The sequence below is a fragment of the Rhizobium sp. BK008 genome, assembly GCF_014197345.1.
Classification (GTDB): Bacteria; Pseudomonadota; Alphaproteobacteria; order Rhizobiales; family Rhizobiaceae; genus Rhizobium; species Rhizobium anhuiense.
The window spans coordinates 459,588-483,964 of record NZ_JACIFK010000001.1; the positions used below are offsets into that span (position 1 = coordinate 459,588).

26 protein-coding genes are annotated in these 24,377 nt (G+C 61.4%); 12 read left to right on the top strand and 14 right to left on the bottom strand.

All coding sequences use genetic code 11. The features are described 5' to 3' along the window. The first annotated feature begins 5 nt into the window (after nt 1–5). Nucleotides 6–347, top strand: a complete 342-nt coding sequence (locus FHT69_RS02125; RefSeq protein ID WP_063474537.1) for a tRNA-binding protein — start codon at nt 6–8, stop codon at nt 345–347. A 39-nt stretch (nt 348–386) separates the two neighbouring features. Here FHT69_RS02125 and FHT69_RS02130 read toward each other — a convergent pair whose 3' ends face one another. Further along, nucleotides 387–1,031: an MBL fold metallo-hydrolase gene (locus FHT69_RS02130; protein WP_047611207.1), complete on the bottom strand. Its 645-nt coding sequence runs from the start codon at nt 1,029–1,031 to the stop codon at nt 387–389. A gap of 288 nt (nt 1,032–1,319) precedes the next feature. Here FHT69_RS02130 and FHT69_RS02135 point away from each other — a divergent pair, with 288 nt between their 5' ends. The 5 genes from FHT69_RS02135 (at nt 1,320) to FHT69_RS02155 (ending at nt 5,598) form a co-directional block, all read left to right on the top strand. Then, nucleotides 1,320–1,937 carry a DUF1236 domain-containing protein gene (locus tag FHT69_RS02135; protein ID WP_047611204.1) on the top strand — a complete coding sequence of 206 codons (618 nt, stop codon included), beginning with the start codon at nt 1,320–1,322 and terminating at the stop codon, nt 1,935–1,937. 184 nt (nt 1,938–2,121) lie between these two features. Then, nucleotides 2,122–2,391, top strand: coding sequence for a hypothetical protein (locus FHT69_RS02140; protein WP_047611201.1), 270 nt, complete (start codon nt 2,122–2,124; stop codon nt 2,389–2,391). A gap of 612 nt (nt 2,392–3,003) precedes the next feature. Then, nucleotides 3,004–3,495, top strand: a complete 492-nt coding sequence (locus FHT69_RS02145) for a MarR family winged helix-turn-helix transcriptional regulator (protein WP_047611199.1) — start codon at nt 3,004–3,006, stop codon at nt 3,493–3,495. Next, nucleotides 3,496–4,197: a response regulator gene (locus FHT69_RS02150; RefSeq protein ID WP_018073989.1), complete on the top strand. Its 702-nt coding sequence runs from the start codon at nt 3,496–3,498 to the stop codon at nt 4,195–4,197. It abuts the gene before it with no gap. Nucleotides 4,198–4,221: 24 nt separating this feature from the next. Continuing rightward, nucleotides 4,222–5,598, top strand: a complete 1,377-nt coding sequence (locus FHT69_RS02155) for an ATP-binding protein (protein ID WP_183904853.1) — start codon at nt 4,222–4,224, stop codon at nt 5,596–5,598. A 26-nt stretch (nt 5,599–5,624) separates the two neighbouring features. Here the strand turns inward: FHT69_RS02155 and FHT69_RS02160 are convergent, their stop codons facing one another. The 6 genes from FHT69_RS02160 to FHT69_RS02185 form a co-directional block, all read right to left on the bottom strand. Then, a complete protein-coding gene (locus FHT69_RS02160; protein WP_183904854.1) occupies nt 5,625–6,362 on the bottom strand; it encodes an ABC transporter ATP-binding protein in 738 nt (245 codons plus the stop codon). A gap of 4 nt (nt 6,363–6,366) precedes the next feature. After that, on the bottom strand, nt 6,367–7,209 hold the full coding sequence (locus FHT69_RS02165) for an ABC transporter permease (protein ID WP_183904855.1): 843 nt from the start codon (nt 7,207–7,209) through the stop codon (nt 6,367–6,369). Between the two features lie 19 nt (nt 7,210–7,228). Next, a complete protein-coding gene (locus FHT69_RS02170) occupies nt 7,229–8,197 on the bottom strand; it encodes an aliphatic sulfonate ABC transporter substrate-binding protein (protein WP_183904856.1) in 969 nt (322 codons plus the stop codon). Nucleotides 8,198–8,441: 244 nt separating this feature from the next. Beyond that, entirely contained in the window at nt 8,442–8,891 is a 450-nt protein-coding gene (locus tag FHT69_RS02175) for a BA14K family protein (RefSeq protein WP_183904857.1), read from the bottom strand. 139 nt (nt 8,892–9,030) lie between these two features. Further along, nucleotides 9,031–9,246, bottom strand: a complete 216-nt coding sequence (locus FHT69_RS02180) for a cold-shock protein (RefSeq protein WP_003561293.1) — start codon at nt 9,244–9,246, stop codon at nt 9,031–9,033. 487 nt (nt 9,247–9,733) lie between these two features. After that, on the bottom strand, nt 9,734–10,624 hold the full coding sequence (locus tag FHT69_RS02185) for a DMT family transporter (RefSeq protein WP_183904858.1): 891 nt from the start codon (nt 10,622–10,624) through the stop codon (nt 9,734–9,736). A 101-nt stretch (nt 10,625–10,725) separates the two neighbouring features. Here FHT69_RS02185 and FHT69_RS02190 point away from each other — a divergent pair, with 101 nt between their 5' ends. Beyond that, entirely contained in the window at nt 10,726–11,193 is a 468-nt protein-coding gene (locus FHT69_RS02190; protein ID WP_047614475.1) for a hypothetical protein, read from the top strand. Between the two features lie 4 nt (nt 11,194–11,197). On the opposite strand, the gene FHT69_RS02195 is transcribed toward FHT69_RS02190, so the two are convergent. The 3 genes from FHT69_RS02195 to FHT69_RS02205 form a co-directional block, all read right to left on the bottom strand. Further along, on the bottom strand, nt 11,198–12,340 hold the full coding sequence (locus tag FHT69_RS02195; RefSeq protein WP_047614265.1) for a PQQ-dependent sugar dehydrogenase: 1,143 nt from the start codon (nt 12,338–12,340) through the stop codon (nt 11,198–11,200). Nucleotides 12,341–12,401: 61 nt separating this feature from the next. Further along, complete coding sequence (locus FHT69_RS02200) at nt 12,402–13,175, bottom strand: class GN sortase (protein WP_047614264.1); 774 nt, start codon at nt 13,173–13,175, stop codon at nt 12,402–12,404. Beyond that, nucleotides 13,165–15,552 carry a marine proteobacterial sortase target protein gene (locus FHT69_RS02205; protein ID WP_047611151.1) on the bottom strand — a complete coding sequence of 796 codons (2,388 nt, stop codon included), beginning with the start codon at nt 15,550–15,552 and terminating at the stop codon, nt 13,165–13,167. The genes FHT69_RS02200 and FHT69_RS02205 overlap by 11 nt, the downstream gene beginning before the upstream one ends. A gap of 384 nt (nt 15,553–15,936) precedes the next feature. Here FHT69_RS02205 and FHT69_RS02210 point away from each other — a divergent pair, with 384 nt between their 5' ends. The 3 genes from FHT69_RS02210 (at nt 15,937) to FHT69_RS02220 (ending at nt 19,227) form a co-directional block, all read left to right on the top strand. Then, a complete protein-coding gene (locus FHT69_RS02210) occupies nt 15,937–17,139 on the top strand; it encodes a pyridoxal phosphate-dependent aminotransferase (protein WP_028758400.1) in 1,203 nt (400 codons plus the stop codon). Between the two features lie 268 nt (nt 17,140–17,407). Further along, entirely contained in the window at nt 17,408–18,313 is a 906-nt protein-coding gene (locus FHT69_RS02215; protein WP_028758401.1) for a glycosyltransferase family 8 protein, read from the top strand. A 47-nt stretch (nt 18,314–18,360) separates the two neighbouring features. Continuing rightward, complete coding sequence (locus tag FHT69_RS02220) at nt 18,361–19,227, top strand: hypothetical protein (RefSeq protein ID WP_047611148.1); 867 nt, start codon at nt 18,361–18,363, stop codon at nt 19,225–19,227. 60 nt (nt 19,228–19,287) lie between these two features. Here FHT69_RS02220 and FHT69_RS02225 read toward each other — a convergent pair whose 3' ends face one another. Continuing rightward, on the bottom strand, nt 19,288–20,385 hold the full coding sequence (locus tag FHT69_RS02225) for a calcium:proton antiporter (RefSeq protein ID WP_183903201.1): 1,098 nt from the start codon (nt 20,383–20,385) through the stop codon (nt 19,288–19,290). A 231-nt stretch (nt 20,386–20,616) separates the two neighbouring features. Between FHT69_RS02225 and FHT69_RS02230 the strand changes: the two genes are divergently transcribed. After that, complete coding sequence (locus FHT69_RS02230; RefSeq protein WP_028758403.1) at nt 20,617–20,898, top strand: DUF2188 domain-containing protein; 282 nt, start codon at nt 20,617–20,619, stop codon at nt 20,896–20,898. A 2-nt stretch (nt 20,899–20,900) separates the two neighbouring features. Here the strand turns inward: FHT69_RS02230 and FHT69_RS02235 are convergent, their stop codons facing one another. After that, nucleotides 20,901–21,416, bottom strand: a complete 516-nt coding sequence (locus FHT69_RS02235) for a GrpB family protein (RefSeq protein WP_183904859.1) — start codon at nt 21,414–21,416, stop codon at nt 20,901–20,903. 104 nt (nt 21,417–21,520) lie between these two features. After that, nucleotides 21,521–22,420 (bottom strand): LysR family transcriptional regulator, encoded by a 900-nt coding sequence (locus tag FHT69_RS02240; RefSeq protein ID WP_183904860.1) that lies wholly within the window; start codon nt 22,418–22,420, stop codon nt 21,521–21,523. Between the two features lie 94 nt (nt 22,421–22,514). Between FHT69_RS02240 and FHT69_RS02245 the strand changes: the two genes are divergently transcribed. Next, entirely contained in the window at nt 22,515–23,537 is a 1,023-nt protein-coding gene (locus FHT69_RS02245; protein WP_047611139.1) for an NAD(P)H-binding protein, read from the top strand. Here the strand turns inward: FHT69_RS02245 and FHT69_RS02250 are convergent. Next, on the bottom strand, nt 23,534–24,334 hold the full coding sequence (locus FHT69_RS02250; RefSeq protein WP_127430188.1) for an aminoglycoside phosphotransferase family protein: 801 nt from the start codon (nt 24,332–24,334) through the stop codon (nt 23,534–23,536). The two genes, FHT69_RS02245 and FHT69_RS02250, sit on opposite strands and share 4 nt — an antisense overlap. Nucleotides 24,335–24,377: the final 43 nt, after the last annotated feature.

A 24,377-nucleotide genomic window follows, 5' to 3' on the forward strand; every position in this document is an offset into this window, starting at 1 on the left:
ACGACATGGCCGAAGAGATCACCTATGCCGATTTCGAGCGTGTCGATATTCGTGTCGGCACGATCATCGAGGCCAGCCCCTTTCCGGAAGCGCGCAAGCCGGCGATCAAGCTGGTGATCGATTTCGGCCCTGAGATCGGCACGAAGAAATCCTCAGCGCAGATCACCGTGCATTATATGCCGGAAAGCCTGATCGGCCGGCAGGTGCTCGGCGTCGTCAATTTCCCGCCGCGCCAGATCGGGCCGTTCCGCTCGGAAGTGCTGACGCTGGGATTCGAGGACGAGAACGGCGCGATCGTGCTTGCGGCCGTCGAGCAGCCGGTGCCGAACGGCCGGAAGATGATGTGAGCGGGCGGAGCGCAGCTTCGCCGCCCATTCTCCACTAGGTCAGATTTCCCGCAAAAACGGATTGCTTCGCCGCTCATCGCCGATGCGGCTGCCGGGACCGTGGCCGCAGATGAAGCCGACGTCGTCGCCGAGCGGCAGCACCTTGTCGCGGATCGAATCAAGAAGCTGCTGATGATCGCCGCCCGGCAGGTCGGTGCGGCCGATCGAGCCGTTGAAGAGCACGTCGCCGAGATGGGCGAAATTCTGCGCGCGGTTGAAATAGATGACGTGGCCGGGGGCATGGCCGGGCGTGTGATAGACCTCGAATTCGTGGGCGCCGAAGGAGATCTTGTCGCCATCCTTCAGCCAGCGGTCGGGCACGACGTTACGCAATCCTGATATGCCGTATTTCGCAGCCTGGCTCTCGACCCGCTGCAGCAGCGGCAGATCGTCCTGATGCGGGCCGACCACATCGACCCCGAGGGCCTCCTTCAGTTCGCTGGCGCCGCCCGCATGGTCGAGATGGCCATGCGTCAGCCAGATTTCCTTGATGGTCAACCCGTTTTCCGCGATCGCCTGCAGGATGAGCGGCACGTCGCCGCCCGGATCGATGACGACGCCTTCCTTGGTATCTGGATCGAAGAAGATCGTGCAGTTCTGCTGGAAGGGTGTCACCGGAATAATGCCGGCCTGGAGCATGCCCATAGGTGCCTCGCTTGGTGTCTCGGATATCCAGGGTATAGTCCGAAACCACGGCGAGGACAGCCGGAATCTTCTCCCATTTACGGTCGGCCTCACGGCAAAAAGACAGACTGCAACAAGAGTTTATACCTGCTTTTGTCATCGTCATCAGGCGAAGAAATCGGGTTTTATTCAATTTTTCAAGGCACTTGCAGGAATTCTCATAGAGGCGATGTTCCGCCGGGCTGAGCGCATGGGAACATCGTGGAACCCCGCACGTTGTCAGCCCATCGAAACCAAGGAGACGCTCACATGACCTTAAAGAGAAACATTCTGCTGGCAGGCGCGGTGCTGATAGCGAGCGCCGGTCTTGCGCAGGCGGAGATGATGGCGACGACGGTCGATGATCTCAACGTCCGCGCTGGCCCCGGCCCGCAATATCCCTCGGTCGGTCTTGCCACCCGCGGCTCCACCGCAGTCCTCGACGGCTGCATCGAAGGCAGCCGATGGTGCCGTGTCGACGTCAACGGCATGCGCGGCTGGGTCTATGCCGATTATCTGCAGGTCGATCATGGCGGCAGCCGCGTTATCGTCGAGGAGCATCGTGCCGAGATCGGCGTTCCCGCCGTCACCTACGAGTCGACCGCAAGCGTCGTTCCGGCCGAGCCGCAGCCGGCGCCGGGCGACGAACTGCTCGGCCCCGTCGGGTCGGTCGAGACCATCACTCCGCCGGAGACGGTTCGCACCTATATCGACACCAATCCGGGTGAGACGGTGCGACTTGGCGGCGATGTCGTCGTCGGCGCGGAAGTGCCTGCCGATGTCACCTTCCAGACGATCCCCGACTATGAGTACCGCTATACGAGGATCAACGACCGGCCGGTGCTGGTCGATCCCGGTACGCGCCGGATCGTCTACGTCTATCAATGACGTGAATCGGCAAGAACTGAGGCGAGGCGGAACGTCGGGCCGCCTCGTTCCAGGGCAGTTCTCCCTGCCTTAATCCCGCATCGGTTGATTTTCTTAACGCTGTCTTCCGAAATATGATAAAATCCTAATATGCCGAAGGTTCGGCATGGATCGGCGATCGGGGAGATCGCCAGAGGAGGAAATCATGGAAGCGCTACTTCCGCTCATCACACAATTGATAGCCGGTGCAATCGGCGGCAATGCCGCGAGCGCCGCTTTGAAGCAGCACGCGATCAATGTCGTCGCTCGTACGATCGCAGGCGCGATCGGCGGCGTCGGCGGCGGCATGCTGCTCAGCATGGTCGGCGGGGAAGCGGCTATGACCGGCCTGCTCGCCGACGGCATCGGCGGCCTGATCGGCGGCGGTATTCTCTCGACGCTCGCCGGACTGGTCATGGCACGGGCGCACAGGTAAAGAAGGCCCGGCAGACGTTTACCGACAGCGCCGCGCCTGTTTTGGGACGCGGAAAGGCTGCTGGAGCACGTTGAATGGCTGCGTAATTTTATCCTTAAATCGGTTCCGATTTGAGGAATTATGCAGTGGCCGGACCGATCGCGTGAGGCTCTTATCCGGCGGCGACTGCGGCCGGATAGACCTCATAGTCGTTCGTCAGCGCTTCGAAGATCATCGACGGCAAGCGATACGGACCGATTTCCGAAACCGAGGTTACTTCCGGTTGATGCGATTGGCCTGCGCCGAAACGTTCATCATCTTGCTGTCTCGCGCCAGGCAATTGGACCGAGGCATGCCTAAACCCCTGGCACTTCGGGAGCTCGACGGTCGCCGCGGGCGCCATGCCTGTTGATTGTTGTCCCCATTACGTTTTATCCACAGACGGAAGGGGAACTCGCGTATTGCGTCGGTGTGCCGGACGGCCTTGGTTTCCAGAAATGCCAGGGACATGAGAGGCCGTGCGGGGCTCCCGCAGAGTTCGGGGAAGCTGGCCGCGATTCAAATTTATGTCAATAAAGCTGACATATCCTCGCGAAGGTTTCCCTATGCGCGGAAACAGAAAGGAAATGCCGAGTGTCACGACAGACCGGCCCGAAAGCAGGCAAACCAGAGCCGCTGGCCACGCCGATGGAAGATACCGATATTATAGATTTCGAGATCATCGAGTTGTTCTTCTTCGCCTATCGCGACTTCGTTTCCGATCCCGACGCCATCCTAGAAAAGAGCGGTTTCGGCCGGGCGCATCACCGCGTCGTGCATTTCGTCAACCGCAATCCCGGCATGACGGTCGCCGATCTTCTCGATACGCTGAAGATCACCAAGCAGAGCCTCGCAAGGGTGCTGAAACAGCTGATCGATTCAGGCTATATTCGCCAGGTCGCAGGCCCCGAAGACCGGCGACAGCGCAAGCTCTATCCGACGAAATCGGGACGAGAGCTGGCGCTTGCCCTTGCCGAGCCGCAATCGCGCCGCATTGAGCGGGCATTCGAAGGGGCTTCTGCGGAGGTGCGGGAGGGCGTAAAAGCTTTCCTCAGAGGGATGCGGGACAGACAGAGGGCGGAGTGAATGGCGGTCAAGACAGGTATTTCAGACGATGCGGCGCATTTGCTGGTGGTCGATGACGACTCCCGCATCCGGGCGCTGCTCAATCGTTATCTCGCCGAGAACGGCTTCCGCGTCACCGTCGCTGCCGATGGCGCCGAGGCGCAGCGCAAGCTCACCGGTCTCGATTTCGACCTGATCATCATGGATGTGATGATGCCCGGCGAATCCGGCATCGACGTCACCCGGGGGCTTCGTGCCATCAAGAACGTACCGATCATCATGCTGACGGCGCTGGCGGAATCGGGCAATCGCATCGAAGGCCTCGAGGCCGGCGCCGACGATTATCTTTCCAAGCCCTTCGACCCGCGCGAACTGGTGCTGCGCATCAACAACATCTTGCGCCGAAATGCCGGCGGCGAGGGACCGAAGATCGAACAGGTGATGTTCGGCCCCTACACCTTCTCGCTGACCCGCAAGGAGCTGAAGAAGGCCAGCGAGGTGATCCGGCTCACCGACCGCGAGCAGGAGATCATGCTGCTCTTTGCACGGCGCGCCGGCGACACGATCCCGCGCCACGAACTGATCGGCAACGACACCGAAGTCGGCGAGCGGACGATCGATGTGCAGATCAACCGGCTGCGGCGCAAGATCGAGGACGATCCCGCCAATCCGGTCTGGCTGCAGACGGTGCGCGGCATCGGATACAGGCTGAGCATCGACTAAACTCAAGGTTCGGGACCGGCGCTGATGGTGACGATCGACAGCTTGCGGCGGGAAGACCGCACCCCTGCGCAGGGTTGGCGCTGGATCGTCCGCTGGCTGCGCCGCCGGCTGCCGACCGGACTTTACGCGCGCTCGCTGCTGATCATCATCATTCCGATGGTGCTCCTGCAATCCGTCGTCGCCGCCGTCTTCATGGAGCGCCACTGGCAGATGGTGACCGAGCGGTTGTCGCTTGCCGTCACCCGCGACATTGCCGCGATCATCGAAATCATCGAGACCTACCCGCAGAATTCGGACTATAGCGAGATCATCCGCATCGCCCGCGACCAGCTCAGCCTGCAGATCTCGATCGAGCCGGATGGCGACCTGCCGCCGCCGCGCGTCAAGCCGTTCTTCTCGATCCTCGACGGCATCCTCAGCGACGAGATCACCGACGAGATCCATCGGCCTTTCTGGATCGATACGGTCGGCAATTCGAACCTCGTCGAGATCCGCATCAAGCTGGAAAACAGGATCCTGCGGGTGCTGACCAAGCGCAGTCAGACCTATGCCTCGAACACCCATATCTTCATCGTCTGGATGGTCGGTACGTCGCTGGTGCTGATCGGCATCTCGATCCTTTTCCTGCGCGGGCAGATCCGGCCGATCCTGATGCTGGCGCGAGCGGCCGAAAGCTTCGGCAAGGGGCAGAAACCCGATAATTTCTATCCGCGCGGCGCCGACGAGGTCAGGCGCGCCGGCCTTGCCTTCATCCTGATGCGCGAGCGGATCGAGCGGCAGATCGAGCAGCGCACCGCGATGCTCTCCGGCGTCAGCCATGATCTGCGAACCATCCTCACCCGCTTCAAGCTTCAATTGGCCCTCGCCGGAGACAATCCCGACCTGCACGGGCTGAATGACGACGTCAACGATATGCAGACCATGCTGGAGGCCTACATGGCTTTCGCCCGCGGCGAGGTCGAAGAGGATGTCGGCGAGCTGAAACTCAGCGAGATCTTTGCGAAGCTGGAATCCGATTTCTCCCTGCACGGCAAAAAATTCAGCTATTCGATCGAAGGCGACGACGACATATCGGTCCGGCCGAACGCCTTCATGCGTCTCGTCACCAACCTTGCCTCGAACGCGCGCCGTTATGCCGACCGCCTCGACATCGAGGCCAAGCACAATGCCAAATGGCTGACCGTCATCTTCGACGATGACGGGCCGGGCATTCCGGAAAAGAATCGTGAGGACGTGTTCAAGCCATTTTTCCGGCTGGATACGGCGCGCAACCTCGATGCATCGGGCACCGGCCTCGGTCTTGCGATTGCCCGCGACATCGCCCGCAGCCATGGTGGCAACGTCACGCTGAGCGACAGCCCGCTTGGTGGACTAAGGGCAACGATCCGCATCCCGGCCTAACAGACCAGTGCCAAGTGGGCAGCATATCAACTGGGTTGCAGCGATACGTTGAGCGACATGAGCAGCTGTCTTTTTACGGCTTCGAACGAGGCCGATGCCCGATCGCGCTTCCTCGGCAGATCGATGCGGATCTCCTCGAGAATGCGCCCCGGCCACGGTCGCATCACGATAATCCGGTCGGCAAGGACGAGCGCCTCGTCGATATCATGCGTCACCAGCACGAGCGTTGGGCGCGTTTCGGCCCATATGTCGAGCAGGTGATCCTGCAGATCGGCGCGCGTGAAGGCATCGAGCGCGGAAAAAGGCTCATCCAGCAGCAGCACTTCCGGTCGGGTGATCAGCGCGCGGGCGATTGCCACCCTCTGGGCCTGGCCGCCAGACAATTCCTTCGGCCAGCGCCCGCCCAATGTCCCGAGGCCGACCTTTTCCAATGCGGCCTCCACTCGCTGTCTGCGATCGTCACCTTCGAGCTCGGCGAGGCCGAAGCCGACATTGTTTGCAACACTGAGCCAAGGGAAGAGGCGCGGCTCCTGAAAGATGAGATTGATCAGCGGATGCGGCTTGGTGACCAGTTCGCCATTCAGCTCGACCGTTCCCTGCGTGGGAATGTCGAGACCGCTGATCAATCGCAGCAACGTGCTCTTGCCGCAGCCGGATCCGCCGATGACGGCGACGATTTCTCCCGGAGCCAGCCCGAGCGAGAATCCCTCCAGGGCGCGCACCCCATTCGCATAGGTTTTTTCCAAGTTTCGCAGCGTCAGCATCGGCTCATCCCTCCCGCCTGTAACTATCCTGCCAGGTCAGGAAGGGTGCCGTCGCCGCAAGCAACAGGCTGTCCGTCAACTTGCCGACGACCGCGAAGGTGATGATGGCAGCCATGATCTGGTCCGGCTTGCCCATTTGCTGGCCATCAACGAGGAGATAGCCGAGGCCCTCCGAAGCGCCCATGAATTCCGCTGCGACGACGAACATCCAACCGAGGCCGAGGCCGGATCGCAAGGCAGTCACATAGGCCGGAAAGACCGCAGGCAGCATGACCCGCCGCACCAGTGCGAAACCGGAAAGCCGGAAGATGCGGCCGACCTCGACAATCTTGCGATCAACCGACAGGGTCGCGCCGGAGATGCCGAGATAGACCGGAAAAAACACCCCGACGGCGATCAGCGCCACTTTCGATGTCTCGAAGATCCCGAAGCAGAGAATGAAGAGCGGCACCCAGGCGATCGATGGGATGGAGCGGAGCGCCTGAAGCGACGGATCGATCAGTCGGCGAGCAAGACCGAAATATCCCGTTATGGCGCCGGCGATCGTGGCCGTGGCGGCGCCGATCGCAAATCCGAAGAACACCCGGACGGTGGTAATGCCGATATGGTCGAGCAATTCGCCGGACCTCAAGAGCGCCCATAGCGTCGCTGCGACCCTGGATGGTGGCGGCATGAGACGGCCTGAGAACCAGCCGGCCGCGACCGCAATCTCCCAGAACAAGAGGCCGAGCGCAGGCAGCAGAACGGCCACCGCCATCCGGTTGCTCACGCCATAAACGATCGAAGCCGCGACCGGGCGCGGCGTCCTTGTTTCCGTCTTGATACCGGTTTCGGCCAAGTCCGTCATCGCGATTGTCGATGCTCTGTTACTGGGTTTTCCCGACGGCAAAACGATCGTCGATCAGTTCGTTCGTGATTTTGGCAATGTCGACGTCGGCGGGCAGGACGCCGGCGCTTTGCAAGGCGATACCCGCTTTCGAGATCGTGTCGCGCTGCAGGTCGCCGATCGTCGGTTGCGAGAGGTCCGTCCGCTCCAGCTGCTTGGCGATGACATTGTCCGGCAGTTTTGCCGCCTCCACCAGCGCCGCCTTGAGCGCTGCAGGATCGGCCAGCGCCTCGGCCCGTGCCTGCTCATAGACGGCGACGACGCGCTTGATGATGTCGGGATGTTCGGCGGCAAATGTCTCGGTCGTATTGAGCACGCCCCAGCTGTTGTTTTCCGGCTTGCGATAGAAGAGCTTCGCCTTGTCGTCCACTTCGGCGGCCGCCATCAGCGGATCGAGGCCTGCCCATGCATCGACATCGCCACGCAGAAGCGCCAGCTTGCCGTCGGCATGCTGCAGCAGCACCAGCTTCACGTCCGATTGTTTCAGGCCGGCATCCGCCAAGGCACGGACGAGAAAGACATGCGGATCGGTGCCGCGCGTCACCGCGATCGTCTTGCCCTTTAGATCCTCGACGGTGGATATCGGACTATCGGCGCGGGTGACCAGAGCCGTCCATTCGGGACGCGAATAAACATAAATGGATTTGATCGGATTGCCGTTGACCCGCGCGATCAGTGCTGCCGCACCCGCTGTCGAGCCGAAATCGATCGATCCGGCGTTCAGGAATTCCAGCGCCTTGTTCGAGCCGGCGGATTGTACCCAGCGAATGCTGATATTGTCCTTGGCGAATTCCTTTTCCAGCAGGCCTTCCTTCTTCAGAAGAACACTGACGGGATTATAGGTCGCCCAGTCGATCCTGATTTCTGAAAGATCGGCCGCGCCAGCCGATGACAGGCCCAGCCCCAAAGCAATCGCGACACCGATCATCGCCGAACGAAACACGCCCATAACTTATTCCTCTCCGTACCATTGCCATCGATAGGTCGAGATAACCTACGAGCACTGGTGAGGGGCGAGAAACCTATAACGTCTATTTCTATGGACTTTGTAGAAATATTTTTCCCCGGCCACGTGGATATGGTGCGGGGTGGGCAATGTCGAGAAAGCGGACGCGGGAGAGGACCAGTTGAGGGATCGACAAAAAGAAAGCGCCGCTGAAGAGCGGCGCTTGGCATCAGGGATGATGGCGAATTCAGCCGGCAGTGCAGAAATGGCTGCGGCCGTCATTGCCGATATAGGTGCCGCTGCGCGGATCGAAAGAGCGGTAGCGGTAAGAGCAGTAACGCTCCCATTGCGGCGACCAGGGTTCCACCGCCGTGCGGACCGGCTCGTAATATTGCGGCTGCTCGGCATAGACTCGGCGCGGGGCGCGATAGACCGGAGCGGGCTCATAATAATCCGGCTCGTAGGCCGGGTCGATGTAGCGGCGCTCTTCGTAGACCGGGCCGTTATTGGCGTTGGCGATGGCCGAACCGACGATCAGGCCGGTTGCGAGGCCGACGGCACCGCCGACGAGCGCGTCGTTGCCGTCATGATGGCGCCAGTGGCGGTCGCGTGCCGATGCTTCGCCAATGGCGGAGAGAGTGAGCGCGGCAGCCGTTGCCGTCAGCAGAAAAGTCTTGGCGAGCCTGTTCATAAGCATAAATCCCAATCCAGGGAACCGAACGCCGGTTCCTTTCTCGATGGTGACAGTCCTATCGATTTGTAGCTGAACGAAGGCTGAACGACAAAACCCGGCATTGCTGCCGGGCTTCAACTCGAATTTGACAGCCGTTAAGGGTTCAGCCCGCAATCTGCAGATTGACGGCCTTCGGGCCCTTGCCGCGGCGATCCGGCTCCGTGTCGAAGCTTACCTTCTGGTTTTCCGTCAGACCGGCCAGCCCGGAGGCCTGAACGGCAGAAATGTGAACGAAGATATCGGCGCCGCCCCGGTCCGGCTTGATGAAGCCGAAGCCTTTGTCGGTATTGAAGAATTTTACAGTGCCAGTCTCTGCCATGCGTCAGGTCCTTTTCTCTCTGCCCGCCATCCACACGGGCAGCATCATAGCATTGCCTCCTTGCGGGAGGTGTTGGCAGGCAATTCTTGAAATGTGAGAAAAAGGTCCCCTCTACCTCGGCCTGTTCCAGGCAGGACTTTCGCCCGCCATTTTTGGAACCGGCTGACCGGAATATTAGCGTTCCCGGCGCGCAAATACTTAAGGACTTCCCATGCTCGCAAAATGCCCGAACGCGCTGAGAGTGCTGCGTTTAAAGGATTTTGGCAAGCAAAAGTTTTTTAGCGTGTCGTTCCTGGCACACCCCTGCCGATAAACAATTTGCGCAAAAACGCAAAATTTCCTTCGCTGATAGGGAATGATTAACGTTTTATATCGTCTGCAATATAAGTTCCGAGCAGATTTTCCCAAAAATGCAACGTGAACGCGTCTTTCCGCCCCCAGTAAATTTTTTTTCCGCTGTGGGACTCACCCATATTTGGACGCGTGTTCACGTGGCTGGCAGCCGCCGTCGGGCGAATCCAGGGACGAGTTCGACTACAAGCATAGCGATCAACATGAGCGCGCAACCTGCATAACCTGTCGCCGGCATCGTTTCGCCGAGCAGCAGGGCTCCGAGCGATGCGCCGAAGATCGCTTCGGAAGAAAGGAAGATCGCGGCTTGCGAGGGCGTCGTATAGCGCTGGGCTATCACCTGCAGGACGAAAGCCAGGCCAGAGGAGAAAATTCCGACGTAAAGGATCTCCGGCGCCGCCGCCCAAATCGCCGCAAGGCTGACAGGTTCGACGGCTGCGGCAACGGCCAGCGCACAGGTCGCGGTTACGGCGAATTGCACGGCGGAGAGCGCGAGCGGCCTTCCGATCGCCGAAACGGTCGTGCCGGCGAGGGTGATCTGGATCGCCCAGAAGACGGCGCAGACGACGGTCAGCAGATCGCCCGGCGTCAGCGCCGAAAGATGGCCACCGGACAGGAGGTAGATGCCGGTGATCGCCAGCAGCGCGCCGGGCCAGATGATCCAATGCGGGGCGCGGCGCAGGAAGAACACGGCAATCAGCGGCACAAAGACGACATAGAGGCCGGTGATGAAGCTGGAATTCGTCACCGTCGTCGTCTGCAGTCCGACCTGCTGCGTGGCTGCACCGCCGAAAAGGGCAAGGCCGGTCAGGATGTAGAGCTTCGCATGGCGCGCGCTGGTCTTCTCTTTGGCCTTGCGCGCCTCAAAAAGGACGAAAGGCAGCACCGCCAGCGTGGCGACGGCAAAACGCAGGCAGATGAACCAGAAGGGACCGATCGCCTTCATCGCCGTCGACTGCGCGACGAAGCCGCCGCCCCAGATGGCGGCTGCAAGCAACAGGAGGAGGTTCGCCTGAACGCGCGTCATGTCGTCCTCGATGGGGAAGGGAGGTGTGGTCAAGCGGTTAGCAGTTGCGTTTACTTCCGGCAAGGGTGAAGACTTTGGGCGGCGTGAACGGAGGTGAAGGCATGCGACGTGAAGAACGGCCAGCCGGCGACACCGCAGTGTCCAAGACGGCAGGCTATTCCGGCACGCCGCTTGCCCGGAAGCTCGGCCTGGCTGATGGGCAGGCCGCGGCTCTTCTCGGCGTTCCCGAGACGATCGGCGAGATCAATGGTTTCGACGGTTTTGCTTCGGTCGTCCGCGCGCTTCCCGAGACGCCTCAGCGCGCCTTCGACTATGTGCATTTGTTTACAACAGAACGGGCGGCGCTGGAGGCTGTTGCGCCCACGCTTTTTTCTGTCCTGATGCCGAGCGGCATGGTCTGGATCTCCTGGCCGAAGAAGAGTTCACGCGTGCCGACCGACATCACCGAGGACGTGTTGCGGGAGGTTCTGCTCCCGACGGGCCTCGTCGACGTCAAGGTCTGCGCCGTCGACGAGATCTGGTCCGGGCTGAAATTCGTCATCCGCAAGGAACTGCGCGGCCCGTTGTGATCTTTCAGCCGTTGCGGGCTTGCGCCCTGGAGACCCTGAGCAGCGCGCCGTCGTCCTCGTCCGTCACCATCAGCAGCGCTCCGTCGGGTGCGACGACGACGTCGCGGATGCGGCCGTATTCGCCCTCGAACAGGCGCTCTTCGGCGACGAAGGCGCCGTTGTCGTCACGTTGCATGCGCGACAGCAACTGGAACTTCAGCGCTGCGACGATGAAATTGCCGTCCCATTCCGGAAACATGGCGCCGCGATAGACGACGAGCGCGCCGGGTGCGATCGAAGGATCCCAATAATGCAGCGGCTGTTCCAGCCCTTCCTTGGCTGTGCCTTCGCCGATCTCGGCGCCGGAATAGTCGCGTCCATAGGTGATGATCGGCCAGCCGTAATTCTTGCCGGCCTGGGGCTGGTTGATCTCGTCGCCGCCGCGGGCGCCGTGTTCGACGGTATAGAGCTTGCCATCCCTGGCGTCGAAGTTGATGCCCTGCGGGTTGCGGTGGCCTTTCGACCAGATTTCCGGCAGCGCCTTGCCGCCGTCCTTGAACGGATTGTCGGCGGGGATGCTGCCGTCGGCATTGATATGGATGATCGAGCCGGCGTCGTCCTGCCAGTCCTGCGAGCGGTCGCGGTCGCCGCGGTCGCCGACGCTGATGAACAGCGAGCCGTCGCCGGATATCGCGATACGCGAGCCGTACTGGATATTGCCTGATGTGAAGCGCCGCATGGTGAAAACCGGCTTTACTGCGTCCAGGGTCTTTTCATCGGCCGAAAGTGTGGCGCTGAAGGCTTCGGTGCCGGAGCCCTGCCTGTTGGCGATGGCGGCGGTGAAATAGAGTTTTCGGCTCGTCGCAAAGTCCGGGGCGAGCGCCACGTCCATCAGGCCGCCCTGGCCACGGGCGCTGACTTTCGGCACGCCGCCGATCGGGTCGGAGACCTTGCCCTCTCGGATGATGCGCATGCGGCCCGGCCGCTCGGTGACGAGATAGGCGCCGTCGGGCAACACCTCGACCGCCCAGGGATGTTCGAGACCGTCGGCGAGCTTGTCGACTCGCACTGTAAGATCCTGCGCTTTGATGGTATCAGCCGCATCCGCGGATATAGCCCCGAACAGGACCAGCGCTGCGGCCAAATGGAGGGCGGATATTCTCTTCATCGTGTTTTCCCTGTCGTCTCTCCAGGCTGAACGTGGAGCGGACAGGAAACAGCTTCAACCCTCATTCGACCTGATATAACGGCTTTGTGTTTGGCGGTTGAACCGAGCCGGTCGCCTGAGGGTCGACCAGTTCCGTCTCGAGGATGTAGCGCAAGGGCCCGCGCTCCGTCGCGTCGAAGGGCCAGCAGGTGGTCAGCACGAGACGGCGGCCGTCGGAGGAGGGATCGATGCCGCTTGCATCCCACGGAGCGATGCGGCTTTCGCCCGCCTTGAAAGTCAATAGTTTGCCGTCGCGGCGCGTGACTTCGATCGTATCGCCGGGCTTTATATATTGCAGCCAGCGGAAGTGTGTGTCGCGATGGGCTGCGATCACGGAGGTGCCTTCCTCGCCCGGCTGTGGGGTGTTGACGAGCCAGGCCGGACCGAAGGCGAGAGCCTCGCCGGAGGCGCCGGAAAGCACGATCGCCTCCTTGCCGAGGCGCGGGGCGCGCACCTTGGCCTCGGTGGTGAAATCCGCCCAGGGCCAGGGCTTTGTCTCGTTCCCCCGCAGCTCCGCGGCGAAAGCGCGTTTCAGCAGGATCTGGGAGAGCTCCGCCTTCGCTTTCAGCAGGAAGCCGTCGCCGATCAGCGCCAGGCCATAGAGGGCAAGACCGGCAATGGCGAAGGCGATTGCCTTTTCGATCGAGGAAAGACGCCAGAGGAAAAAGCCCTTGCTCGGGCGCGCCTTCGGCCTGTCATAGGCCGTGGCGGCCGCCATGGCGAGTTCCAGATAGGTCGGAAGCGGCTCGAATTCGGCCGCTTCCTCATCGTGGCTTGCGGAGAGCCTAGAGACCATAACGCTTGGCCCCGACCGCGATCACCCGTTTGATGCGCCGGCGCCAGATGGCCAGCCCGCTTGCCGCCGTCAGCGCCAGGAGCAGCATGGTAAGCCCGCGGATGATCTGCTCGTCGGCGCGCGTTGCCGTCTGCGGCAGGTTCACGGTCGAGCTCTTCTGCGCGATCATAGTGGCGGCCTTGGCGGTCGGGGCTGCTGCCATCATGTTTGCGATCCCGGGCGATGCGGCGAGATCCTGTGTTTCGGCTGCCGCCTGTTCCGGTCCGGCGTTTCCTGCCGGCGTCGCCGAGCCATGGCGTTCTCCGCCGGCAGGAGGGACAGGGTTTTCGCCGAAGACCTTATCGAAGTCCCAACCTTCAGGCAGATTGAGCGGCAGCTTGGTTGAGCCGAGCGGCTGATCGGCCGGGCGTGACGGGGTAACGTCGACGGCAACGAGGCTGGTGAGGCGGGAGACGAGATGGTGGGCGAGAGCGACCGTCTCGATATCCTTGTCGAGCGCGGCCCGATCCTGACGTTCATAGGCACGGGCTTCGAAATCGTCGATCTTGCGGCGGGCCCAGAGCTTGGAAATGCCTTTGCCGTCGGCGGCATTGGCGATATCCATGTCGACGCGCCAGGGCTGCTCGCCTGTCTTGCCGAAGATCTGCAGCTTGCCGGCGGGTTTGTCCTCAGGCAGTTCGGCGGTCAGCACGACGGGTTCGCCACTGTAGAGGTCCGGCATCGGGTTCGGCGTGATATCCTCGGCTTTTATGCCTTCAAAGGTCGCGGCGATATCGGTCATGGCTGGGTTCTGCAGCTTGGCGAAAAGCTCGGCCATGCGGCTTGCCACCTGATCGGTCGAGCCGATCGCCGTGAAGGTGCCACGGCCGACTTCGGCGGCCTTGGTCATGAAATAGGTATTCGGCGCCGAGCCGATACCGACGGTGAAGACGCGGGCATCGCCGCGGTTTGCAGTGATTTCCTGGAAGAGCTGTTGCTCGTTGCCGATTGCGCCATCCGTCAGGAACACGACCTGGCGCAACGCTCCGCTTGCGACCGGTCCCTGGTTGCGCAATGCAGCCTCCAGGGCGGGCAGCATTTCCGTGCCGCCGTCGGCTGTCAGGCCCCTGACATAGGCAATGGCCTTTTCGCGATTGTCCGGGGTGGCAGCAACGAGACCCTTGAAGTAATCCGTCATCGTATCGTCGAAACGGATGACGTTGAAACGGTCGTCGGGGTTCAGCTTGGAAATGGCAAGCGCCAGGCTCTGCCTTGCCTGCTCGATCGACGGACCGGACATGGAGCCGGAATTGTCGATGACGAAGACTACCTCGCGTTTTGCCGGCGGCGCTGCCGCATCCGGAGCCGTGGGCGGGGTGACGAAGGCGAGCAGATAGGTCTTGCCGTTCATGACTTCCCGGAAGAGGCCGGCACTCGGCATCTTGCCGGGGGCGGCCTTCCAGGTGAGCTCGAAATCCTTGTCGGCGGGAACGGTGTCCGCCTTCAGGCCGATCGTCCTCGCCTGGTCGCCATCCTGCCTGATATCGACCGCGTGGAAGGACGATTTGACGTCGCCAAGCGGGAAGCCTGCCTTGAGGTCGACGGTCAGCGAAACCGGATTGATCCTGGCGTTCTCACGCGGATCAAGTACGGGGGCTTCGATCTTGTCGCGGTTTTCCACCGGGTCGCGTGGTGTGGCGAAACCGGCGCCGTTATTGAACTCGACGGTCTGGACGATCGGCGCCGGATTGTAGCGCGGGGCGACGACCATCGGAAAACGCAGCGAGAACTCGCCGCCCGACTGGTGGACCGTCTGCTGATATTCGATCTGGACGACGACGGTTTCGCCGGGACCGATATTGGCGACCTGGTTGGTGAAAATGTTCGGCCGCTGTTGTTCGAGCAGCGCCGTCTTCTTGCCCTCGGCCTTGGCCTGCTCGTAGATTTCACGGGCTTCCTGGCGAGGCTTGATCTGGCCTTCGATGAAGCGTTCGCCGATCTGCATTTTCAGGGCGTCAACGGCGGAATTGTCCGGCAGCGGGAAGACGTAGGTGCCTTCTACCCAACCCTGGCTTGGATTCTGAAAGCGCTGCGTCACCTTCACCCTGGCGATCGGGCCGGAGACGTCGATGGCGACATCGGTCTTCAGCCGCGGCGCTTCGACATAAAAGCCCGGCTCCTTCGACGGAAAGAGCAGCGAGCCGCTGTTGACGTCATTCGGCCGGACAAGCGCCGCCAGTTGGTTGGATGCCTGCGGCGCCTGCTCGGCGCGGACTGTGGAGGCAAACCCCAGCATCGCCGCTATGCAGGCGGCAAGAGCGGTGACGGCAACAAGGACTGAAACGGAAATTCGGCGGGCGCGAATGCGCCCTATGGCAAACTCATCTTCCAGAAACATTGGCATACCCTCAATAACCAATTTCGGATGCCGGATGATGCGGCTTCGATCTCGGCGCGCTCACGACCGAATTGCGGCGTGGCGCGGCATTTGTTGCGGCTTATTCGTGGCGATGGTCGAATCCGGCGATGCCACTGATTTCAGGGTATAAATCCGGATGACTTCAGAGTTTGATTCAAGATCCGCGCAGCACGATTCAACCTCGTGACGCCGGCCAGTCCGAAGGCGTGGACAGGCCGGGCGGGCGGCGCGGCGAAATGATCAATAAGAATCATGCCGCCATGACGCCTTTCCGCTTGAAATGCCGTCATACATTGGACATAGAGCTAACCGCAGAACTCCGGTCCCGGCTTTCTGCCCGTTTCAACCAATAGGACCGTTATCATGGCCTTCCTTGCCGATGCTCTTTCCCGTGTGAAGCCTTCAGCCACCATCGCCGTCTCCCAGAAAGCGCGCGAGCTGAAAGCAAAAGGACGTGACGTCATTGGCCTCGGTGCGGGTGAACCGGATTTCGATACGCCCGACAATATCAAGAAGGCCGCCATCGACGCGATCAACCGCGGCGAGACGAAGTACACGCCGGTTTCCGGCATTCCTGAGCTGCGCAAGGCAATTGCCGCCAAGTTCAAGCGCGAGAACGGCCTGGACTATACAGCGGAGCAGACGATCGTCGGCACCGGCGGCAAGCAGATCCTTTTCAACGCTTTCATGGCAACGATGAACCCCGGCGACGAAGTCGTCATCCCGGCGCCTTACTGGGTTTCCTATCCCGAGATGGTGGCGCTGTGCGGCGGCACGCCGGTTTTCGTTTCGGCCACCCAGGAGCATAATTTCAAGCTCCAGCCGGCCGATCTCGAAAAGGCGATCACCGAGAAGACAAAGTGGTTCATCTTCAACTCGCCATCCAACCCGACGGGTGCGGCCTATACGCATGACGAGTTGAAGGCGTTGACGGATGTGCTGATGAAACATCCGCATGTCTGGGTGCTGACCGACGACATGTACGAGCACCTGACCTATGGCGACTTCAAGTTCGTCACGCCTGTCGAAGTCGAGCCGAAGCTCTACGACCGGACGCTGACGATGAACGGCGTCTCCAAGGCCTATGCAATGACCGGCTGGCGTATCGGCTACGCGGCAGGCCCGCTGCAGCTCATCAAGGCCATGGACATGATCCAGGGCCAGCAGACCTCGGGTGCGACATCGATCGCCCAGTGGGCTGCTGTCGAAGCGTTGAACGGCACGCAGGACTTCATCCCGGAGAACAAGAAGATCTTCGAAGGCCGTCGCGATCTCGTCGTTTCCATGCTGAACCAGGCCAAGGGCATTGTCTGCCCGGTGCCGGAAGGCGCCTTCTACGTCTATCCCTCCTGCAAGGGTCTGATCGGCAAGACGGCTCCGTCGGGCAAGGTCATCGAGACGGACGAGGATTTTGTTTCCGAACTGCTGGAATCGGAAGGCGTTGCCGTCGTTCACGGTTCGGCCTTCGGTCTCGGCCCGAACTTCCGCATCTCCTATGCAACTTCCGAAGCACAGCTCGAGGAAGCCTGCCGCCGTATCCAGCGCTTCTGCGGCGCCTGCAAGTAAGCCGGTTGGCACAGCATCGATCAAAGGCCCGCCGAGACGGCGGGCCTTTTTCTTTGTGGCGAGGTCGGGCTGGCGCTGTGATTGTCGTTCACGTCCCGATTCAACATGCTGCAGAGTTGATTCCACTTTGCCTCGCAAGTCGTTGAATTCCGATTCAAAACGTGACGCAGGGTGACGGCTCGGCGGGTGATCGGCGGTTGCGGGTTGGCATCAAACCAACTAGATATCCGGCATCAAGTTTACGTTGCCGCTTCGGGAGGCCGGGATTTTGCAGCAGAGTGCGGTGATCGTCTGTTCGGATGTCAACATGCTGCCGGCCGCCTGCTGCACCCTGCTTTCCGTCAAGCGCAATCTCGGCGGTTCTGCCGTGGAGTTCCTGCTTCTCGGCATCGACCTTACGCCGAATGAAAGCGCCGAGGTCGGAAATTTCGCGCGGATGCACGGCATGGCGATCACTGTGCTGCCCTACAATACGCCGGATACGGCAAAGCAGGCGCGGGGCCGCTGGTCGGGTGCGACGCTGGCGCGGCTCTACATGGATCTGCACATACCCGCTCATATCGAGCGTCTGCTTTACCTCGACGCCGATGTGCTGGCAGTTGCGCCAGTTGACGAACTCTTCAGCAGGGATTTTCAAGGCAAGGCGCTTGCCGCCGTCGACGACTATGTCATGGCCTTTCCCGAGAAGGCCGGCGCACGGCAGCGGAAGATCGGCATGCACGAGGGTGGCCGCTATTTCAATGCCGGTGTGCTGCTGTTCGATTGGGCGGCCTGCCGGGAGAGGGAGCTTTTTGCCAGGACACGGGAGATCTTCGAGGAGCGGTCGCATCTTTTCGAGAATAACGATCAGGATGCGCTGAACGTCACCTTCGACGGCGACTGGCTGGTGCTCGATCCGCGCTGGAATACGCAGACCGGCCTTCTGCCCTTTGTCGGCCGGCCGGCGATCATTCATTTTACCGGCCGGAAAAAACCGTGGCAGGCCACCGTACCCTGGGTGCACCGCCGGATGGCCAAGCGTTATATCGAGGATCTCAGCAATACGCCGTGGGCCTCGTTCTGCAGGCAGCCGTCGATGATGGGCCGGGTCGCGGGTTTCCTTTCGCATGTGGGAAAGCGTATCGGCGGGCTGACGCGGCTGGCACGGACGCGCGCCTATTTCAGCAACAGCTAGTAAGGCGGGCAGTGCGCATCGTCCTTGGAAAGTGCATGTGAGCCGATATGGAAGCAATCCCCAGTGACACGCAGAGGGCCGCCGCGGATGGCGGCTTCAACTTCCTGACGCCGGAGGCGTGGAAGGCACTGTTGTCACCTTATTCCCACGTCGTGCTGGTGGCAAACAGCGAAGCAGTCGATTTCGAGCGGCTGCGAAGCGAATTTCCGGAGACGACGCTCTACGTCTTCTTCAACAATGTCTATAAGGTGCTCGACGAAGCCTTCACCGGCCATGCGGTGCTGATTGCCCGCAGCGGCGTGATGGGCGCCAATATCGTCCACCGGCGCGAGGCGGCGGATGTTCTGCGTTTCTTTGCCGGCAACGATTTTTTGGGTGTCGTCAATATTCGCGCCTCCCCGGAGGAAAACTTCAGTGAGGAGAGCGGCTTCAAAGGCGCCAGAACCCGCCATCTCGATCTGACGCAAATGCTCGGCGATCTCTATCCGACAGGCAAGATCGCGACGAGCGGCTTTGCGATGGCGCTTTGGCTGGCCGACCTGCAACTGCCGGGCAAGATCCTGCTTGCCGGTTTTTCGGCAAAGAGAAGCGAGAAGTGGAAGGTCTTCGACGTGCACGACTGGACGTTCGAGCAGATCTTCCTGCGTCTCTTTGCCAGGATGGGCGCGATCTCGATGATGGGCGGCGTCGATGCCAGCCCCTATTCGGCGCTGGCCAAACGGTTTCCGCAGGTGCCGCCGATCGAGATTGCGATGACGGCGGCCGAAGTTCTGTCGGAACGGCTCCACAATGCGAACGGCCAGATCGACCGGCTGATGTCCGTCACCAAATCGATCCGCGCCATTGAGGGTTTCTTCCGGCGCTTCAAGCCGAAAACCCGCAAGCAGCGTTTCCTCGAAAAGTCGAAGGAATGACTGCCGCAGGGACCTGCCAACAAGGGTGAACTGCCAAGAAGGCGATGTCAGCCGCCACCGTCAAAGTCCCAGCGCCGTCAGCATGATGAAGGTGGCAAAGAGGATGAAATGCGTCATGCCCTCGATGGCGTTGGTCTCGCCGTCGTTGAGGTTGATCGCCGCGGCAATCAGCGTGATCGTCACCATTACCGTCTGCACCGGGGTCATGGCCATGATGAAGGGCTGGCCGGTGTAGAGCGCGATCGCCTCCATGACGGGTACCGTCAGGATCACCGTCGACAGTGAAGCGCCCATGGCGATGTTGACCGTCGCCTGCATGCGGTTCCTGAGGGCTGCCCTCAATGCCGTCAGGATCTCGGGGGCGGCCGAAATCGCCGCGACGACGACGGCGGTCACCGCGATCGGCGCGCCGCTGTCGCGCAGCCCGTCGGCCATGAAGGCCGACATGAACTCCGCCAGCAGGCCGATGATGACCACGCCGACGAGAATGGTGGCGATCGAGATCGCGGCCGACTCGTCGGGGGCGTGCTCGTCCGGACTTTCTTTCTTCCGCTCGGAGCGCGGATAGCTATAGCTGAAGAAATAGCTGTGCTGGCCGACCTGCATGCGCAGGAAGAGGCCGTAGAGCGCGATCATCGCGACGATGGTGAAGGCCGAATAATAGTGCCATTTGTCGCGGGGCACGAATTCCGGCACGATCATCGAGATGCCCATGGCGGTGAGGATCATCACGCCGTAGGTCTTGCCGGAGTTATCGTTATAGGGCTGTTCGCCGTGCTTGAGGCCGCCGAGCAGCGCGGCGAGGCCAAGAATGCCGTTGATATCGAGCATTAGGGCGGAATAGATCGTGTCGCGCACCAGCGTCGGCGAACTCTCGCCACTCATCATGATGGCGAGGATGATGACTTCGACGGCGACGGCCGAAAGGGTCAGGATCATCGTGCCGTAGGGATCGCCGACTTTGACGGCGAGCAGTTCGGCATGATGGGCGACGCGGATAGAGGCGAGCACGATGGTGCCGACCAGGGCGACGGCTGCGATCAGCGCGACGCCGCGCCCCATCTCGATCACCGCGTGTTCCATGAGATAGGCGATCACTGCAACGACAAGTGCGACGACCAGAAACTTTTCTTCTTTAAAGCGTGACGCGATCCCCAAGCCTGAGCTCCTGTCCCGATTCATGCGTTTTATCTAAGTCACTGATTTCGCCTATCAAGCAGGCCCGGGGCCAGTCCCGTTTGCAGTCTTCGGCGTTTAATGGAATACTGAACGTCATCGGGGCCGGAAAGCAGATCGCGGCGTCCTCGAATTCTCGTCAAGCGGCCGCGATGATCCGGATCCTGTCCGGAAGCGTGCGAATGCGCAACAAGAAGATGAGGAGACGGATGCATGATCAAGGTGGTCTACGAAGTCGTGCCGCATGACGGCGGCTGGGCCTACAGGCTGGGAGGTGTCTATTCCGAGGCATTTCCGACCCATGCCGAGGCACTCGAAGCTGCGCGCATCGTCGCGGCCGAACAGCAGGTCGGCGGCGATTCCGCCGAGATCAGCTGGCAGGACGAGAACGGCAAGTGGCATGAGGAATATGCCGAAGGCGGCGACCGGCCGGAAACCGAGGTGGTGGATGGTCTCTGGAAAGGTCACGCGGCCGGGGCCTCGCCAGGCATTTGAAGTTACCGATTGCCCGTCAATGCCCGCGCGACGATCGCGTCGACGAATTCACGCTTATGCGCGGTATAGCGATCGCCGTCCATCCTGAATTCGGCTGCCAGCCTGCGTTTGAGCGCGGCATACTCCGCCGCCGCTTGCGGATGCGCGATGAGATAATCCCGGAAAGCCAGCCTGTTTCGATGGGTGCTGTTGCCGGGCGGGCAAAGATAGACCCGCTCCGCCGGCACTGAACCTCTCGACAAAAACGCCCAGACATCGTCGTGATAGCGGTTGCCGCGCGGCTCGTAGCCTTCTGCCAGAAGCACGCGGGTGGCGCCTTCGATATGCCCGAGGCCGGGAAGGATGATGTCGATATCGATAAGCGGCTTGGCGGTCATGCCGGGTATGGACGTGCTGCCGATGTGATCGATGGAGAGCGCCTGCGGCAGCAAGCCCAGCAACCTGTCGCGGATGCGCCGGAAGGCTTGGGGCCATTGCGGATCGTGGGGCACGAGTTCAACCGGGTTGTGCGTCGTCATTTTCCCTTCCCGCCGGAGCGCCCGTCCCACAGGACGTGCCAAGGAGCCTATTGCTTTGAAATTTGCGCATGATTCTTTCCGAAAATCGATTCCGATTTTCGCACTTATGCGCTGGTCGAATATCGGTAATAGTCCTGCAGACCGTTGACCAGGGCGTCGAACGTGGCGCGGCAGCGCGGCGAGGTCTTCAGGCTCGCATGCATCGCCACCCACGTACCGAGCGGGATTTTGAAGGCATCGGGCAGGATGTGCACCAGGTCAGGATTTTCCCGCGCAAGCCCGGTCTGGCAGATGCCAATGCCGACGCCGGCGCGGATTGCGGAAAGCTGGGCAAGGTTGCTGTCGGTCCTGTAGGAGAATTCGATGCCGGGCACCGCATAGCGTTTCATCACCATGCGTACATAGGCCGTCTGCCGGTCGAAGCCGATCAGCCGGTGGTTTGCGAGGTCAGCCAAGGTTTGCGGAATGCCGTATCGGCTGAGATAGCGGCGATGGGCGTGAAAGCCGAGCGGGATATCGCCGATGCGGCGCACGAGGAGCGCATCCTGCTGCGGCTCGGCCATGCGCACGGCGATGTCGGCCTCGCGGTTCACCAGGTCCTCGATGATATCGGAAGCCGAGAGCTCGATCTGGAGGTCGGGATAGGTCTCCTGCAGCGGTCCGAGAATCCCAGGCAGCACCTCGACGGCGATGACTTCGCTGGCGCTGACCCTGACCGTTCCAGCCACGCGTTCGCGCTCACCGGATGCGGTGCGCAACAGGGCGGCAGCGGTTGCCGCCAGTGTTTCGGCATAGGGCTTGAGCGCCAGTGCGGCGTCGGTCGGCAGCAATCCATTCGGCGAGCGGGTGAAGAGTTCGGCGCCGATCGCCAGTTCCAGTGCATCGACATGGCGGCCTATGGTCGGCTGGGTCAGCCCCAGTTCTCGGGCGGCGGCTGAAAGCGATCCCTGCTGGAGCACGGTCAGGAAACTGCGGTAGAAATCCCAGCTTGGTTCAACGTTCATATATTTCTGTATAGCAGATGCAACTATTTCGTCAATTTTGTTTATGTCTTGCTGATGGCATGATCCTCTCATCCAACCGAAGGAGATGAGTGTCATGAACAGCGAAATGCAGATGACGGCCCTCGTCCTGGGCGCGACCGGCGGTATCGGCGGCGCGGTTGCCCGCAAGCTGCTTGGGCGCGGCTGGCGCATCCGGGCGCTCAACCGTGATGCAGCCAAGGCGTCGAGGCGCGAGCCGGCTTTCGAATGGCTGCAGGGCGATGCGATGAATGCCGGTGACGTGCTGAGGGCGGCTGAAGGCGTCGGCCTGATCGTCCACGCCGTCAATCCGCCCGGCTACCGCGACTGGGAAAAGCTGGTGCTGCCGATGCTGGACAATACAATCGCCGCCGCCCGCGCCGTCGGCGCGCGCATTGTGCTGCCGGGCAACGTCTATAATTTCGGCCCCGATGCCTTGCCGGCGCCGACGGAGGAAAGCCCGCAGCATCCGGTGACGAAGAAAGGGGCGATCCGCGTCGACATGGAGAAGCAGCTGAAGGCCGCCTCGCAGTCCGGTGCCGGCGTCATCATCGTCAGGGCGGGGGATTTCTTCGGTCCGGGCACGACTGGTAACAGCTGGTTTTCGTCTGGCCTCGTAACCCCCGGTAAGCCGGTCGGCACGATCAGGAATCCCGCACGGCGCGGCATCGGCCATCAATGGGCCTATCTGCCCGACATGGCGGAAACCATCGCCCAGCTCGTCGAGCGGGCCGATCGGCTGCCGCCTTTCGCCGTCTATCATATGGAGGGCTTCTGGGATGCGGACGGCATGCAGATGGCCGAAGCGATCAAGCGCGTCGCCGGCGGCAAGGCGAAGATCGCCGGCTTTCCCTGGTGGATCGTGCCGCTGGCAGCACCCTTCGTTCCTGTGATGCGGGAGATCAAGGAGATGCGTTATCTCTGGAAGGTGCCGGCGCGGATGCGGAACACCAGGCTCACGGCCGAGCTCGGAAGGGAGCCGCAGACGCCGATCGACGAGGCCGTCAGGGCTTCGCTCGCGGCGCTTGGCTGCCTGCCTGAACCGCATCGCGACATGACGACCGCCTTTATCGGGCATTCGCCTGAAAAGATGCGTTAGGTCCGAAGTTCGGCCAGCGCAATCCGGGCGACCGTCAGGGCTTTTTCTGCCTGCTCGATGTTCGGATCGCCGAGGAACCAGGCGGCGGAAAGGCCGGAATAGGCAGATATCCATTGCAGCAGCCGTTTCGGCTCGAGCCCAGCCGCTGCTGAGACGACTGCGAGCTGGCGGCGGAAGCGAGCCGGATCGGTGATCGTTGGCAATTCCTCATTGGCGAAGATGTTGGCGAAATCGAAGCCGCGTTCGCCGTGGAGCCGCTTCGGATCGATCGCCAGCCAGCCGCGCGACTCGAAATCGAGGATATTGCCGTGGTGGATGTCGCCGTGAAGGATGGCGACGTCACGCGGATCGGCAAGGAGGGCGTTGGCGATCGCCGAACAATCGGCAAGCGTGCCGCCATGCTTGGCTGCTGCCGGCTCCAGATCGCGGAACCAGCGGGTGAGGGGCACGGGATCGGGAAGCGGTTTTTCGCGCGGCGCATGCAGCCGTGCCGCTGTCTGACAGAGAATGCGGCTTGCCTCGTCGTCCTCACCATTCATCGCCATGGCAAGCAGCGAGCGTTTCCCCATCGCCCTTTCCAGCAGCACGGCGTCGTCCTCACGGGCGAAGACATAGGCTGCGCCGTCACCATCCCACCATTGCATCAGCAGTGCGCCATATCGCTCGTCGATATCGGCAGCCACTTTCAACATGGCGGGCCCATCCTGCCAGAGGACCGGCAGCAACAGGCTCGAATGGGTGATGATCGGCTCGCCGTCTTGTATGAGCGACCAGCGATGGAGATAAGAATCGAACATGGCGACACGCTACAAAGATGCATCGAAAATGGAAATCCCGCCT

What these genes read in the sequence shown, in the direction of transcription:
- FHT69_RS02125 (WP_063474537.1), top strand. Translation starts at nt 6, where the DNA reads ATGGCCGAAGAGATCACCTATGCCGATTTCGAGCGTGTCGATATTCGT.
- FHT69_RS02130 (WP_047611207.1), bottom strand. Translation starts at nt 1,031, where the DNA reads ATGGGCATGCTCCAGGCCGGCATTATTCCGGTGACACCCTTCCAGCAG.
- FHT69_RS02135 (WP_047611204.1), top strand. Translation starts at nt 1,320, where the DNA reads ATGACCTTAAAGAGAAACATTCTGCTGGCAGGCGCGGTGCTGATAGCG.
- FHT69_RS02140 (WP_047611201.1), top strand. Translation starts at nt 2,122, where the DNA reads ATGGAAGCGCTACTTCCGCTCATCACACAATTGATAGCCGGTGCAATC.
- FHT69_RS02150 (WP_018073989.1), top strand. Translation starts at nt 3,496, where the DNA reads ATGGCGGTCAAGACAGGTATTTCAGACGATGCGGCGCATTTGCTGGTG.
- FHT69_RS02155 (WP_183904853.1), top strand. Translation starts at nt 4,222, where the DNA reads ATGGTGACGATCGACAGCTTGCGGCGGGAAGACCGCACCCCTGCGCAG.
- FHT69_RS02160 (WP_183904854.1), bottom strand. Translation starts at nt 6,362, where the DNA reads ATGCTGACGCTGCGAAACTTGGAAAAAACCTATGCGAATGGGGTGCGC.
- FHT69_RS02165 (WP_183904855.1), bottom strand. Translation starts at nt 7,209, where the DNA reads ATGACGGACTTGGCCGAAACCGGTATCAAGACGGAAACAAGGACGCCG.
- FHT69_RS02170 (WP_183904856.1), bottom strand. Translation starts at nt 8,197, where the DNA reads ATGGGCGTGTTTCGTTCGGCGATGATCGGTGTCGCGATTGCTTTGGGG.
- FHT69_RS02175 (WP_183904857.1), bottom strand. Translation starts at nt 8,891, where the DNA reads ATGCTTATGAACAGGCTCGCCAAGACTTTTCTGCTGACGGCAACGGCT.
- FHT69_RS02180 (WP_003561293.1), bottom strand. Translation starts at nt 9,246, where the DNA reads ATGGCAGAGACTGGCACTGTAAAATTCTTCAATACCGACAAAGGCTTC.
- FHT69_RS02185 (WP_183904858.1), bottom strand. Translation starts at nt 10,624, where the DNA reads ATGACGCGCGTTCAGGCGAACCTCCTCCTGTTGCTTGCAGCCGCCATC.
- FHT69_RS02190 (WP_047614475.1), top strand. Translation starts at nt 10,726, where the DNA reads ATGCGACGTGAAGAACGGCCAGCCGGCGACACCGCAGTGTCCAAGACG.
- FHT69_RS02195 (WP_047614265.1), bottom strand. Translation starts at nt 12,340, where the DNA reads ATGAAGAGAATATCCGCCCTCCATTTGGCCGCAGCGCTGGTCCTGTTC.
- FHT69_RS02200 (WP_047614264.1), bottom strand. Translation starts at nt 13,175, where the DNA reads ATGGTCTCTAGGCTCTCCGCAAGCCACGATGAGGAAGCGGCCGAATTC.
- FHT69_RS02205 (WP_047611151.1), bottom strand. Translation starts at nt 15,552, where the DNA reads ATGTTTCTGGAAGATGAGTTTGCCATAGGGCGCATTCGCGCCCGCCGA.
- FHT69_RS02210 (WP_028758400.1), top strand. Translation starts at nt 15,937, where the DNA reads ATGGCCTTCCTTGCCGATGCTCTTTCCCGTGTGAAGCCTTCAGCCACC.
- FHT69_RS02220 (WP_047611148.1), top strand. Translation starts at nt 18,361, where the DNA reads ATGGAAGCAATCCCCAGTGACACGCAGAGGGCCGCCGCGGATGGCGGC.
- FHT69_RS02230 (WP_028758403.1), top strand. Translation starts at nt 20,617, where the DNA reads ATGATCAAGGTGGTCTACGAAGTCGTGCCGCATGACGGCGGCTGGGCC.
- FHT69_RS02235 (WP_183904859.1), bottom strand. Translation starts at nt 21,416, where the DNA reads ATGACGACGCACAACCCGGTTGAACTCGTGCCCCACGATCCGCAATGG.
- FHT69_RS02240 (WP_183904860.1), bottom strand. Translation starts at nt 22,420, where the DNA reads ATGAACGTTGAACCAAGCTGGGATTTCTACCGCAGTTTCCTGACCGTG.
- FHT69_RS02245 (WP_047611139.1), top strand. Translation starts at nt 22,515, where the DNA reads ATGAACAGCGAAATGCAGATGACGGCCCTCGTCCTGGGCGCGACCGGC.
- FHT69_RS02250 (WP_127430188.1), bottom strand. Translation starts at nt 24,334, where the DNA reads ATGTTCGATTCTTATCTCCATCGCTGGTCGCTCATACAAGACGGCGAG.